The organism is Bacteroidales bacterium (genome assembly GCA_013141385.1).
GTDB lineage: Bacteria > Bacteroidota > Bacteroidia > Bacteroidales > Tenuifilaceae > UBA8529.
In genome coordinates this window covers 1-12,933 of the sequence record JABFRB010000044.1, presented here as the reverse complement: position 1 = coordinate 12,933, position 12,933 = coordinate 1, and the positions used below count along the sequence as shown (strand labels likewise).

At 36.8% G+C, this 12,933-nt stretch carries 12 protein-coding genes; 11 read left to right on the top strand and 1 reads right to left on the bottom strand.

Features of this window, described 5'->3' with window-relative positions; genetic code table 11:
- Positions 1-4: 4 nt before the first annotated feature.
- Positions 5-847 carry a 50S ribosomal protein L11 methyltransferase gene (gene prmA / locus HOO91_20085; protein ID NOU19864.1) on the bottom strand — a complete coding sequence of 281 codons (843 nt, stop codon included), beginning with the start codon at positions 845-847 and terminating at the stop codon, positions 5-7.
- A 248-nt stretch (positions 848-1,095) separates the two neighbouring features.
- On the opposite strand from prmA, the gene HOO91_20080 reads away from it, so the two are divergent.
- The 11 genes from HOO91_20080 (at position 1,096) to HOO91_20030 (ending at position 12,859) form a co-directional block, all read left to right on the top strand.
- Entirely contained in the window at positions 1,096-1,347 is a 252-nt protein-coding gene (locus HOO91_20080) for a hypothetical protein (GenBank protein ID NOU19863.1), read from the top strand.
- A gap of 428 nt (positions 1,348-1,775) precedes the next feature.
- Positions 1,776-1,976 carry a hypothetical protein gene (locus tag HOO91_20075; protein NOU19862.1) on the top strand — a complete coding sequence of 67 codons (201 nt, stop codon included), beginning with the start codon at positions 1,776-1,778 and terminating at the stop codon, positions 1,974-1,976.
- Between the two features lie 165 nt (positions 1,977-2,141).
- Entirely contained in the window at positions 2,142-2,339 is a 198-nt protein-coding gene (locus HOO91_20070) for a hypothetical protein (protein ID NOU19861.1), read from the top strand.
- Between the two features lie 100 nt (positions 2,340-2,439).
- Positions 2,440-3,732, top strand: a complete 1,293-nt coding sequence (locus HOO91_20065; GenBank protein NOU19860.1) for an SPASM domain-containing protein — start codon at positions 2,440-2,442, stop codon at positions 3,730-3,732.
- The gene (locus HOO91_20060) at positions 3,716-5,209 is read left to right on the top strand and encodes a hypothetical protein (GenBank protein ID NOU19859.1); all 1,494 of its coding nucleotides are present in this window, start codon (positions 3,716-3,718) and stop codon (positions 5,207-5,209) included. Before HOO91_20065 ends, HOO91_20060 begins: the two co-directional genes overlap by 17 nt.
- A gap of 564 nt (positions 5,210-5,773) precedes the next feature.
- Complete coding sequence (locus HOO91_20055) at positions 5,774-7,132, top strand: IS110 family transposase (GenBank protein ID NOU19858.1); 1,359 nt, start codon at positions 5,774-5,776, stop codon at positions 7,130-7,132.
- Between the two features lie 142 nt (positions 7,133-7,274).
- Positions 7,275-8,270, top strand: a complete 996-nt coding sequence (locus HOO91_20050; protein ID NOU19857.1) for a DNA cytosine methyltransferase — start codon at positions 7,275-7,277, stop codon at positions 8,268-8,270.
- On the top strand, positions 8,239-9,297 hold the full coding sequence (locus tag HOO91_20045; GenBank protein NOU19856.1) for a HaeII family restriction endonuclease: 1,059 nt from the start codon (positions 8,239-8,241) through the stop codon (positions 9,295-9,297). Before HOO91_20050 ends, HOO91_20045 begins: the two co-directional genes overlap by 32 nt.
- Before the next feature lie 599 nt (positions 9,298-9,896).
- A complete protein-coding gene (locus HOO91_20040; GenBank protein NOU19855.1) occupies positions 9,897-10,661 on the top strand; it encodes a hypothetical protein in 765 nt (254 codons plus the stop codon).
- 332 nt (positions 10,662-10,993) lie between these two features.
- On the top strand, positions 10,994-11,881 hold the full coding sequence (locus tag HOO91_20035; GenBank protein ID NOU19854.1) for a caspase family protein: 888 nt from the start codon (positions 10,994-10,996) through the stop codon (positions 11,879-11,881).
- Positions 11,882-12,070: 189 nt separating this feature from the next.
- A complete protein-coding gene (locus HOO91_20030) occupies positions 12,071-12,859 on the top strand; it encodes a hypothetical protein (GenBank protein NOU19853.1) in 789 nt (262 codons plus the stop codon).
- Positions 12,860-12,933 lie beyond the last annotated feature (74 nt).

Below are 12,933 nucleotides of genomic sequence, written 5' to 3'. Positions count from 1 at the left end.
TTTTTTAGTGAGATTTTAGAAAGGACATTGTTACCCATTCATCACGTGTTGAGGTGGATTGATAGATTAATCCTAAGTCAATTGCATTGCTCATAATTATCTCTATATCGGTTTTGAGTATTCCACTAATGATAAGCACACCGTTTATAGATAAAGAATCATTGTAATGCTTCATATCAGATAGGAGAATATTCCGATTTATATTGGCAAGAATAACGTTAAATTCCTTCCCTTCTATTAAGCGAACATCTCCACATTGGGGTATTATTCTACTGCAATTATTAACTTGAATATTTTCAACGGTATTTTTATATGCCCACTCATCAATATCAATGGCAGTAATGGCTTTTGCACCTCTCATTTCTGCAAGTATTGCAAGAACTCCAGTTCCACAACCCATATCAAGTACAGTTTTTCCTTTTAGATCAGCCTTAAGTATTTGTTCAATCATCAAATATGTGGTTTGGTGATGTCCAGTACCAAAAGCCATTTTAGGATCGATAATAATATCGTATTCCAGTTCTGAGGTATTCTTGTGAAACGAAGCACGAACTAAACATCTATTATCTACATTAATTGGCTCAAAACTCGATTCCCATTGTGCATTCCAATTCTGATCCTTAATTTGCTCTATTTGGTAGGATATTCTAATATTATCTGGGAGAAAAAGTTCATTTAATTTGGCTTTAGTTTCATCCGTAAAATCGGAGATCCTTATGTAAGCATTAATTCCACTATTGTTTTCGGTAAAACTTTCGAAACCAATTTCGGCAAGCTGCGCAATAACTATCTCGCTTACTTCTTGACTTGTTGGTTCTACCGTAATTTTAAGTTCGATGTAGTCCATATCTAAAGGTATCAAATATTGATTTTTTTGTCTACAATAATTCGGTAAAATTCTATTATTCGCAATAGAATATTTAATAAGCAAATTAACTCTAATTGCGCTATTCAATATATAATCTCGCAACTTTTTTATGCCTGATTATTTTCCAATTTGCAATTAATCATTCCTGCAAAATAAATCGGTCTAAATTATCGAATATTAAGTATATATTTTTTAATATTACATTACAATCTAAAAAATTATATACTATGAAAACATTAAAAGAATTCAATTTTGTAGAGAAAAGAGATTCACAAAAAGAGATTGATGCTCGATTGTCGAATTTAGGAATGTCAGAATTAAAAGGAGGTGCATTAGGAACATGTGATCCATGGAGCAGTTGCGATGCTTGGAATTGCAATCCAGACTGTGTTTGCAAGAGTAACCTAGCAATTGCTGATCCAAAACCTTTCGATCCACAGCCTTTTGTTCCACAACCTATTGATTTAAAACCTTATTAGTAAAATCGATTCATTGTAAACTTTTAAGGGCTGCTTTAAATATATATTGAAGGCAGCCCTTTGTTTTGCCCCTTTCTTAAGTTTATATGCAATGACAGCACGATTAATTGGCGAAATATTTCTAGTTGAGTCATTCAAAAGACTTTATACAGATTAAGCAACAACTGTTATACCTAAAGTTTACTCAGAAAATTTAATCCTCGAAAAGAAGTTAAACCCTAGAGTTCCGAACTTTTTAAAAAGTTCGGGACTCTTATCAAACTCAAAGCAGCCTAATCTAATACAATGTCTAAAATATATCCTTTTACTTTTTTATTGCTTGCTTTAAAGTTTATAACCTATGAAACCTGCACAATAAAGTGAATTAAATTATCGGATATTGGATATATATTTTTATTATTACAGGACAAACCAAATAATTGTTTATTATGAAAACATTAAAGGAATTCAACTTTGTTGAAAAAAGAGATTCGCAAAAAGAGATTGATGCTCGGTTGTCGAATTTAGCGATGTCTGAGTTAAAAGGAGGTGTATTGGCAGAGCAAGTTGCTCTTCCATGCGATCCATGGAGAAGCTGCGATGCTTGGAATTGCGCTCCAGACTGTGTTTGCAAGAGCAGTTTGTGCTAAACCTATTCAAGGGCTGCCCGAAAACGAATGCTGTTAAAGGCAGCCCTTCTTTTTTGCAGTTTTCTTAGTTTATTGCCTTTGAAATACGCAAATAAATTGTATTAAAATATAGAATATTGGATATATATTTTTATTATTACACAACAAACCAAAATATTGTTTATTATGAAAACATTAAAGGAATTCAACTTTGTTGAAAAGAAAGATTCTCAAAAAGAGATTGATGCTCGATTGTCGAATTTAGCAATGTCCGAATTAAAAGGGGGTATGTTTGCTGAGGTAGATACCCAATGCGATCCATGGTGGGGTTGTGATGCTTGGAATTGTGCTCCAGATTGTATCTGCAAAAGCAGTTTATGCTAAACCTATTCGGGCTGTCGCTGCACAAATGCTGTTAAGGGCAGCCCTTACGTTTTGCACTATTATTAAAGTTTACTTTTCTAATCAAGCTTAATTTAATTGTATGAAATGGTCAAAGTATAACTACCTATTCGAAACCGATAATAAAGAGTATTTTTTGTATAACTCGTATACCAATAATTTTATAAAGCTAAATGCCGATGATTACGAGGTTATGAAGGATTGCGCTGCTGGCAAACTGGATTTAGACCCTGAGAGTATTGAGAGGCTAAAGGCAGAAAATATCCTTGTTGAGAACGACTCGGCTATATACAACAAAATCAAGCTACAGAGATTACTCTCAAGGTTTGAGAAAAAGTACTTAACTTTAACCATTGCGCCCACCATGTCGTGCAATTTTGCATGTGAGTATTGCTACGAAAAGGATCACTTAACATCGGAGCATCAAATGTCCGAGGAGGTTATTGATGGAATTATTAATTTCATTAAAAACCATAAAAACATTGAGTTTTTGCGTGTAACGTGGTACGGCGGTGAGCCATTGATCGCGTATAAAAAGGTACAGAAAATTACCGAAGAGATTCTAAAATTGGGTATCAACTATCAAGCAGCAATGATTACTAACGGGTATCTATTAGATAAAAATGTAATATCTAATCTTAAATCTCTCCAGATAACACAGCTACAGATTACATTAGATGGGCTTGAACAAACCCACAATATACGGCGACCCCACAAGCAGCACAAGAACAGCTTCCAAACCATTATAAAGAACTTAACCACCCTTTTTGAAATTATCCCCGAGATGAAGGTAGCCCTTAGGGTTAATGTCGACAAGAATAATCAGGACGAATATCACCAGCTCTACTATCACCTAAAAGAAATAATCCCCACAAATAATCTATCCGTACATCCTGGGTATGTTACCGATATTTACTCAACCAAGTGTAACTCATCGTGCCTTTTCCAAAAGGAGGACAAGCTGGAGTTTATGGCGCAGCAGTACGATAAATATAAAATACCGTTGGCATTCTACCCAAAATCGGGATTTGGCGAATGTACTGCCCGTCATATCAACAGCTTTGTTGTTGGCCCTAAAGGTGAACTCTACAAATGCTGGAACGATATTGGGGTTGAGGACAAAACCATTGGCGATATCTTCAATCTAAAAGCATCGGATCTATACATCGAATACCTAGTTGAGGCCGATCCCTTATCGCTCCAAGAGTGCAAAGAATGTTTCTACTTCCCAATTTGCGATGGCGGATGCCCATACGCTAGGATTGAAAGCGTACATAGAAACGAGCAGGCCAATACGTGTGCAGATATAAAGAACAACCTTAATACTTTCCTCTTCAACCACTATAGAATTAAGAATAATGTCCAGAATCCTTAAATCTTTATTTATAGGCTTAAGCCTTCTTTACCCACTTGCAACAACAGCACAAGTATTATCGCAGAATGCGATGATGGAGGATTACAACCAGTTCACCACCATCGTAAACAATTACTACGCATTGCGCCCGCAGCTGGAGCAGAAAACTGGTATTGAAGCTAACAAAGAGCTAAACAGCATTGGGAAAGGAATTTCAAACGCCAAAACAGCCAAAGACTTTGCGTTTATAATGAAACAGGCATTTGCCGTGCTCAACGATGGTCACCTGATTTTTGCCGACAAATCAACCATCATCCTATACACCAAACGCTTTGGCAACCTAGCCAGTTTTGGCAATGTATCCCTAGCCGATACGCTCAACGCCGACAGATACTTTAAACTCGTTTACGACAGCATCTACTCACAAATAAAGTGTGGTTTAAGGGTGAAATATATTGATGGAAAGTACTACAATGTCCGTCCTTTCAATTACAATGGAGCAAAGATTAAGGAGGGGCTTGAGGTTAGGGCTATTAATGATATTAGCATCGACTCTTTTGTTTCAAAGTATAAGTATCATTTTTACGATTTAAGGTGGGACGAGAGCCATAGGAAATGGTACTCGGAGATGTTTTTTTTGGCGATGCCCGAATTGGGAATCCGTAAATTCACCCTAACAATTGGCGAAAACACTGTAACAATTAACCTTGCCCAGCCGCTCGAAATCCTTTTGAAGGAGCACGAAAGTATGTGCAGTAAACCTTTTGCCGAGGTTATTGGTAAAGATATTCTATATCTTAGGATTCCCTTTATGTTTAACGAAGAGTATTACTTTAAATTAATTCACGATAAGCTCAACGATAGCATAACGAAAGTTGTGCTAGATGTTAGGAGCAATAGGGGAGGGCAGGATGTTGTTTGGCAAAAGATACTGGAGAGCGTTTTAGCCGAACCTGTTGTTGTGAGGAGCAGTATAGGTGCTTTAAATAACAGTCCAACCAAGAGGGTTTTGAATTTATATAATATAAAAGACAGCGCCGAAGCCAATGTATCTATAGGATCCTATAAATTTATTGAGATTTCTGCTTCAACCGATACCATAAAGCCATTGCAGAATAATTCCAAAATATTTAGGAAGATATACGTAATTCAGGACGAAGATACATACTCGGCTGCCAGCAGTTTAACATCACTTACCCCGAATAGTAAATCGATGGAGCTGATAGGAAACCCTCCCAGCAGGATAGCAGGGAGAGGGCTAACACCCCTAATATTCAAGTTGAAGAATTCGGGTATTGTTTTCAGGATGCCATTCACAATTGATTTATCGAATATTGAGAATGGTAATAGCAACCCAGCCGGAAATAGTAAAATACAATTTAACGAGGGTATTAACAATTACCTTGAACGAGCATTGTACGGTAACCCATGCTCAGCGGAATATCTAAACTCCAACGATAAGCTGATAAACTATATCAAATTGGATAAACCTTTTTAGCATACGCTGGCAAGAAGGTAATCCTCCAAAATTATATATAACTCTTGGGTTTAACGCAAACCCCGTCAGGGTTCGAAACCCTGACGGGGTTACAGTGTAGCAATTACAAGCAGGATATAACCCCAAAAATCCTTAACTTCAAATTTGGTTTATGCCGATGATGAATATATTTCCAATCGGTAGTAACTGCCTATAGTTATAAAAAACAGAAGTTATGTTTGACGATTGGTGGGAAAGACTAAATTTGTAAAAGGATATTAAAAAACAGACCTATAGATATAAATGGGTGTAGAGGTTTGAAAAAAAACAGACATATAAACGTGTTAGGCGCAATCCACCCTATACCACACCATTGACTTCCGAGGCTAACGTGGGAAAATTACCATCTACTTTTTATCTTTGTGTCAGCTCTTTGTAAGGCCGATTTTTAAACTGTTGCATTAAAGCACGGGCGCAATCCTGGTTGAGATGTTTGCGATGACTTCAGTGGTGGTTTACAACCCCGATTAGAATAATTACTTTGCCCAAAGCACATCTCCTAAGAGCTTTTTATAGCCAAAAACGATGGAAGAAAAAGAGATTTCAATGGAAATAGTCAACCCTCATGCTGCGGGGGTTGATATTGGAAGCCGCTCTCATTGGGTGGCAGTTGGGCAGCGGGAACAGGACATCAGGGAGTTCGGTGTTTTTAATCAGGATCTTTTTGAAATGGCCGAATGGCTCAACGAGAACGAGATTAAAACGATTGCCATGGAAAGCACCGGAACCTACTGGCAAAACCTCTACGCCATTCTGATCTCAAAAGGTTTTCACGTGATCCTGTGCAATGGTAAATTCACCAAGAACATCAAAGGCAAGAAAACAGATATCAAGGACTGTCAGTGGATACAAAAGCTGCACAGCCTAGGGTTGCTCACCAGCAGCTTTCTCCCCGATGGTAAAACGGAGCAGCTACGCACCTACTGCCGTCAAAGGGCAAATCTGCTGCATTCGGCAGCCTCCACGTCCAAGAAGATGCAAAAATACCTGCGCCTGCTAAACCTCCGGTTAGACGTTGTGGTAAAAGATACGTGTGGGTTGACCGGATTAAGCATCATTCGCGCCATCTGCGGGGGAGAAACCAGGCCCGAGAAATTAGCCTCCCTTCGCCACGGGAACTGTAAAAGAAGTGAAGCAGAAATTGCCAAAGCGCTTCAGACCAATGGCAGAAAAGACTACCTGTTTGCGCTCAAACAGGAGCTTGACACGTATGACCATCTTCAAAAAAAGGTATCGGAATGCGATCAAATGATAGCGGAGACGCTCAATGAAATTATTGAGCAGGATGACAACAAGAAGCAGCACTTCATTGAACCGAAAACCTACAAGAGGGTCAATAAAAATACCCCCAAGGACATTGACCTAAACCTGAAGTCCTACCAGATGTTTGAGGGCATCGATCTGCTTGCCATTGAAGGGATGAGCTATTCTACAGCCCTGACAATCATGAGCGAAGTCGGCGTTGAAGGCATCAGAAAATTCCCTACAGCAAAACAGTTCACCTCCTGGCTCAGGTTAGCTCCAAACAATAAGGTTAGCGGAGGAAAAGTGCTTTCGAGCAGAGTTCCCAAAGGGAGCAACAGGCTTAAAATAGCGCTAAGGAATGCAGCAAATGCTATAGGAAATCTGAAGGAATCAACGCCCCTGAGAGACTTTTTTCAACGGATCAACTTTAGGAAAGGGCGTGTTTCTGCAATCAGCGCAACTGCAAGAAAGCTTGCCGTCATCATATGGAATATGGTCGTTAAAGGTACCCCGTACGTCAATCCGGAAGGATACCTGTTTCTGGATCAAAAAAGAAAACTTGGTATTGTGAAAAGAATTCAAAAGCAAATCGCTAAATTTGATTTAACTGCAGATGATCTGAAAATTATACCAACATGATTTGCAGTATTTTACAAAAACGTTAGTTAGAACCCTAAAAACAGCCCGTGCTAACATTGAACGTTCATAACTTATAAACAAAAACGAGAAAACAAGCAAGTATTATGACTATTTTTGGACGAATAGAAAAAGATAAAACTGAATGATAAAAAAATATAAAACAATTGACCTTTTTGCAGGTATTGGTGGCATACGACTTGGCTTTGAGGCATACGGTTGTGAAAATGTTTTTACATCAGAATGGGACAAGTCAGCGCAGACAATGTATGAAGCAAATTTTGGCGAAAAGCCTTTTGGCGACATCAATGAAATTGCACCACAAGACATTCCAGACCATGACATTTTATTGGCAGGTTTTCCTTGTCAACCATTTAGTATTGCTGGAAAAGGACTTGGATTTGCAGACACAAGAGGAACTTTATTCTTCAACATTGAAGCAATTTTAGAAGCTAAAAAACCGCAAGCGTTTTTATTAGAAAATGTAAAGCGTTTGACAACACATGACAAAGGACTAACTTTTGCTACTATTTTAGAAAAACTAAAAGGACTTGGTTATACTGTTTATCATAAAGTTTTTAATTCACTTGACTTCGGTGTGCCACAAAAAAGGGAACGCATTTACATAGTAGGTTTTCGCAACCCTATTCATTTTAAGTTTCCTAAACCACTTGGTTATTATCAACCATTGACAACTATTTTACAAAAGGACGAAGACATTCCTAAAAGTTATTTTCTATCAGACCAACTGAAAGAAAAAAGATTAAATGCGGTTAAGGGCATTCCTCCCTATCCGTCTGTTTGGCACGAAAACATTGGTGGTAATATTTCTGCATTACCTTATTCGTGTGCATTAAGAGCAGGAGGAAGTTATAATTACCTTGTTGTAAATGGCGTAAGGCGACTAACAGACAGAGAAATGTTGCGTTTACAAGGTTTTCCAGACACATTTAAAATAAATATTCCATATTCACAAGCAAGAAAAGTTGCAGGAAATTCGGTTTCTGTTCCAGTTATTAAAGCCATTGCAGGCGAAATTATAAGTGCTTTGAAAAACCAAGAAACAGCAAGAAAAGAAGCAGTTCAACTAAAATTATTAGTACCGCAAAATGAATATAAAAGAAGCCAAGCAGTCCATTGATAAAGTAATCTCTAAAGCAAGAGTTCATCTTTACAAGCCAATTCAAATTGCAGAAATTCTACACAGAGATAGAACGGAAAAAGATATTACTCTTTCTGATTTACAAACCTATCGCAATGTTTCAAAGCGGTGGAGAGATGTTATTTGCAACAAATTTTTGGGCAGAACAAGCACTTCTTCAGCACGATACCAAGACGATATTTTTAATGAAAATGCTATTCCACCCTCAACATTAGTTGTGCTTGGGAAAGAAAATCGTAATAAAAAAGGAATTGTAGAGGCGTATATCTACCGCAGATTTTCAGAAAGGTTTTCTCAAATGTCAACAGGAAATGACTATTGCAATTCACACGATAAAAACAATTTCAAACTTGATGAGTTTCTTGCACTGTTTTGGAATGAGCCAGGGTTAAGAAGAAGCATTGATAAAATTTATGAGATAATTGTGTTTTCTCTTTTCTCTGCACTTGTTGAAGCGTTGGAAGTTTCAGTTGAAGTAAGTATGAACCCTGCAAAGGAAGACATTTTCAAAGAGTTTGAGGACTTTGCGCAAAAAGTTATTCGTCTTACTCCTAAACAAAATAAAATGAAAGTGCCAGCAAGAATAAATCGTGTTGGCGTTACAAATGCAGCAGACAGAGGACTTGATATGTGGGCTAACTTCGGACTTGTAATTCAAATTAAACATTTATCCCTGACTGAAGAACTTGCAGAAAATATTGTTACTTCAGTTTCGGCAGATAGAATTGTAATTGTTTGCAAAGACAGCGAACAGAAACTTATTGTTTCGTTGCTAAATCAAATCGGTTGGAAATCTAAAATACAAAGCATCGTAACAGAAAGTGATTTGCATACTTGGTATGAGAAAGCATTGAGAGGAAAGTTTTCAAAATCAGTTGGCGACAAAGTTTTGAAAAACCTTTCAGAAGAAATCAAAATTGAATTTCCAGCATCTGACAATTTAGAGTTTACAAAGTTTTATAATCAGCGTGGTTATGACAAACTATTTGACAAATTGTGGAGCTAAAGTCAAACGACCGCAGGGAATTCGACGAAGTTAACTCCCTGCTTGTAAAAATTTAGGCGTTAACCATAACTTCGTCGTAACTAAATAGCGATCTCAGACCGCACCAATACAAAATCAAAGATCTATTGATTCATTGAAAGAGATTATACCAAAACTCTTGGTATAGCTTAACCCGTAGTTTTTTACTCGTCTGAGATTCTGGCAAAGAAAAAACTGTTGTTTTTTGGGCTTCTAAAATTCAAGGCAAGGCTTCAACAGCTGTTTTTTGCTTGCCTGAGATTCTGGCAAAGGAAAAACCGTTGTTTTTTGGCTTCTAAAATTCAAGGCAAGGTTTCAACAGCTGTTTTTTGCTTGCCTGAGATTCTGGCAAGGAAAAAACCGTTGTTTTTTTGCTTCTAAAACTCAGGGCAAGGCTTCAACAGCTGTTTTTTACTCGCCTGAGATTGTGGCAAAGAAAAAACCGCCGTTTTTTACTCACCCCAGTTTTAGGCAAGAAACATGCACCTACAGCTAATTATTCTTAAAACCACGGAGGGCTATTGGTCAATTAAATAATCCTTTTTAATTTTATAATACAATATTAAAAAGCATTTAAAATTATGATTAAAATTGAAGGTATTAGTTTGGTTCGTTTACGTCATAACGAACATCATCAGTACATGAGCGATTTTAATGCTCTAATTACAAAGCACTCCGCTGCCGAATTAGGAATCGATAGCGAGGTTTTGGAGTTTAATACCAGCATAGGCGTTCAGGAAACCGCCATGCGAATGGAGATGGGCAGTAGTAAATCCAAAAGCATTGAGCAGCAGGATTTAGTACGCGACAAAACATGGAATGCCATTAACCTAAAAGTGAAGGCAACCATTCTAAGCCCCTTTGCGGATGAGGTTGCAAGCGCCGAGGTAATAATGCGAATTATTGACAACTTCGGGGATATCCGCAACCTATCGTACAATGCGGAGAGTACTGCCATGACTAACCTGCTAACCACTCTTATGCAGAGGCCCAACGCTAACCACTTGCAAAAAGTTGGTATAACATCATGGGTTGCGGAGATGAAAAAGCAAAACGATGAATTTCAGGCTGCATTCAACGAGCGTAACACCGAATATGCTGGTCGCGATAACGGTGATGTTCGGATAACCCGCAAGGCTATTGACCCAATATACAATAGGATTGTGGATAAGATAAATGCCTCTGTAGTTCTTGGCGTAGCAAAACCAACCGTTGCCACATTTGTTGGTGAGGTAAACGAGATGATAAACTACTACAAAACCACCATTGCTGCCCGTAATGGTAGGAGTAAGGATAAGGAGAACGATGAGAAACACTCCACCTCCGATGCAGTAACCATCTCGTAATGCCAAGCAGGGGCTGTATCAATAGAAAAGTTTAGCCTCTGAGATTTGAATATTTAGAAATCTCCTCAAATAAGGAGTACAAATAAAAAGGGTGTGTTTCGAACTTTTGAAACACACTCTTTTTTGTTTATAAAAAATAGAAGTTTTGTTTGATGATTGGTGGAAAAGATTAATTTTGTGAAGGATAATAAGAACTAAAGTTATACATCAAGAATGGGTGGATAAGTTTGGTATAATATGACCTGTAAATGAATTGTGTGCAAGTTTAGAATGATTCTCACAATGAGTTTACTGTGGAAAAATCAACAAAGAAGTTAAAAACAAACAAGTATATGAGAAGATTAGCATTGCTTATTGGAAGCCCCTCTGACCCCAAAACACCCAAAGCTGGTAATTATTTATCAGGTGTTAAAACTGATATTGAAAATATATATGGTTTTTTAACATCATCTATTGGTGGAGGTTGGACAGAAAAAGAAATTATAACTTTTCCATTCAACCCTACTTTCGAACAAGTTTCACCATCTTTAAGTGCTTGTGAAAATGTTGATTTTGCATTTGTTTATTTTTCGGGTCATGGATATACTGACATAAATAAGAATCCAAGAGTTATATTTAATTCAGATCAAGCACCAGAAGTAAAAAAACACTTAGCAACGCGAGCAAAACGTCAAATAACAATAATTGACGCTTGTAGAAGTTACCCCGAATTTATTGGATTTGCTGGTGTACCTTTATTAGAAGGGATAAACTTCCCAAATCCAAATCCAATTAAAGCAAGAGCAATGTATGAAGAACATATCTCAAAAATTCAAACGGCTCGTGTTTTGTTATTTGCAACCTCCGAAGGAAACGCTTCAATGGACTATGGTTATGACTATGGTGGTTTGTTTTCTTCAAGTTTATTACATGTAGTAAAAGACAAAATATCAAGGGAGAATAAACCAATTTTTAATGTTGCTGAAGTTTTCAAAACAGCACAGATTAATACTCAAAAAAATGAACCAAATCAGCGACCAGAGATTTACATTTCAGATGATAGGGCTATTAATTTGCCATTTGCAGTTAAGCCAGATTATAAACCACAGCAACTAAAGACTTATAAAAAATTTGTAAGAGAAAGTTTAAATGAAGATATCGGAAAGGTTATATTAGTAAGCACGGGGATTGTATTAGCAGGTATTTTAATAGGTTCTCTACTTAACGATAATAAGAATTGAAGAAAAAAAAGCCAGCACCCAACACGTGGTAAAATCTATTGGGGCAGATGCACAGAAAAGCAAGTTTTTAGTACTTTAGTAAAAGTTTACAGTGGAATGAAAAGTTGCAGTTAATTCCCTAACAGCTTTTGCCGCAGAAATGTTAGTGGTAAGCAGAGGACAATGAACAATATAATTAATTACTGAACAATGAGGTTACTGAGTAAATTCGAAAAAAGCCTTTGTAAAAGAATTCTTACTAAGAAAGATGAAAATGTCCGCAACTCATCTCTGCCCGCTGATAGGCAGCATATTTCATTAACAAAATTAATTGAAGATAAACTCGAAGGAGTATGCATTTCGGTATGCTTTAATCCTAGAAAAGTAACAATTCACTTTAACCTTCCAGTTATTAAGGCTATTAATGAATGGATATTTGAGATAGAAGATATATTATTTACAACAATATCCCTTATAGAGCTTTTGGAAAAGGAAGGATTTCTCTTAACCTATCAAACAAGTAGTTTATTTAAAATTGAAGACGGCAGAAAAGTAGTAACTGAAATTACTAGTTTTGGAAAAGGAACTGAAAGTGGAATGAAACGTGAAATCGAAGACGAGAGGTACATTGATTTATTGCTTAAATATTGTATTAAGAATATTATTCCAACAGATGAGTTTAAACGTTTTTGCAAGCGAGGTTTTATTGCAAGGGAAGAACAAAGATATAGAAGACAATGGATAATAGCACTTTCCGCACTTATGGTGTCAGTCATCAGTTCCGTAGCAAATTTGAAAAACTTTATCTCTGGGGAAACTAAGATAAAGCAGGAGCAAATAGATAGTATTAGATTGGATTTAAATAAAATTGAAATGAGAATTGATACTTTTAACAATCAAACTGCTAAAAAAATAGATTTTGTTTTGGACGAAATTAATAATACAAATATCAATGTCGTTGACTTAAGAAAAAAAGATAAAAATTGTTCTTTGAAATAGTAGAGTTTAGGTTATGTTTATTACATTAGGGGTATAATATAGGTCTCCCAGAGAAAGCCTACGAAAACTATGAA

Excerpts from the sequence above, each read along its gene's own strand:
- prmA (NOU19864.1), bottom strand. The coding sequence starts at position 847 with ATGGACTACATCGAACTTAAAATTACGGTAGAACCAACAAGTCAAGAA.
- HOO91_20080 (NOU19863.1), top strand. The coding sequence starts at position 1,096 with ATGAAAACATTAAAAGAATTCAATTTTGTAGAGAAAAGAGATTCACAA.
- HOO91_20075 (NOU19862.1), top strand. The coding sequence starts at position 1,776 with ATGAAAACATTAAAGGAATTCAACTTTGTTGAAAAAAGAGATTCGCAA.
- HOO91_20070 (NOU19861.1), top strand. The coding sequence starts at position 2,142 with ATGAAAACATTAAAGGAATTCAACTTTGTTGAAAAGAAAGATTCTCAA.
- HOO91_20065 (NOU19860.1), top strand. The coding sequence starts at position 2,440 with ATGAAATGGTCAAAGTATAACTACCTATTCGAAACCGATAATAAAGAG.
- HOO91_20060 (NOU19859.1), top strand. The coding sequence starts at position 3,716 with ATGTCCAGAATCCTTAAATCTTTATTTATAGGCTTAAGCCTTCTTTAC.
- HOO91_20055 (NOU19858.1), top strand. The coding sequence starts at position 5,774 with ATGGAAGAAAAAGAGATTTCAATGGAAATAGTCAACCCTCATGCTGCG.
- HOO91_20050 (NOU19857.1), top strand. The coding sequence starts at position 7,275 with ATGATAAAAAAATATAAAACAATTGACCTTTTTGCAGGTATTGGTGGC.
- HOO91_20045 (NOU19856.1), top strand. The coding sequence starts at position 8,239 with ATGAATATAAAAGAAGCCAAGCAGTCCATTGATAAAGTAATCTCTAAA.
- HOO91_20040 (NOU19855.1), top strand. The coding sequence starts at position 9,897 with ATGATTAAAATTGAAGGTATTAGTTTGGTTCGTTTACGTCATAACGAA.
- HOO91_20035 (NOU19854.1), top strand. The coding sequence starts at position 10,994 with ATGAGAAGATTAGCATTGCTTATTGGAAGCCCCTCTGACCCCAAAACA.
- HOO91_20030 (NOU19853.1), top strand. The coding sequence starts at position 12,071 with ATGAGGTTACTGAGTAAATTCGAAAAAAGCCTTTGTAAAAGAATTCTT.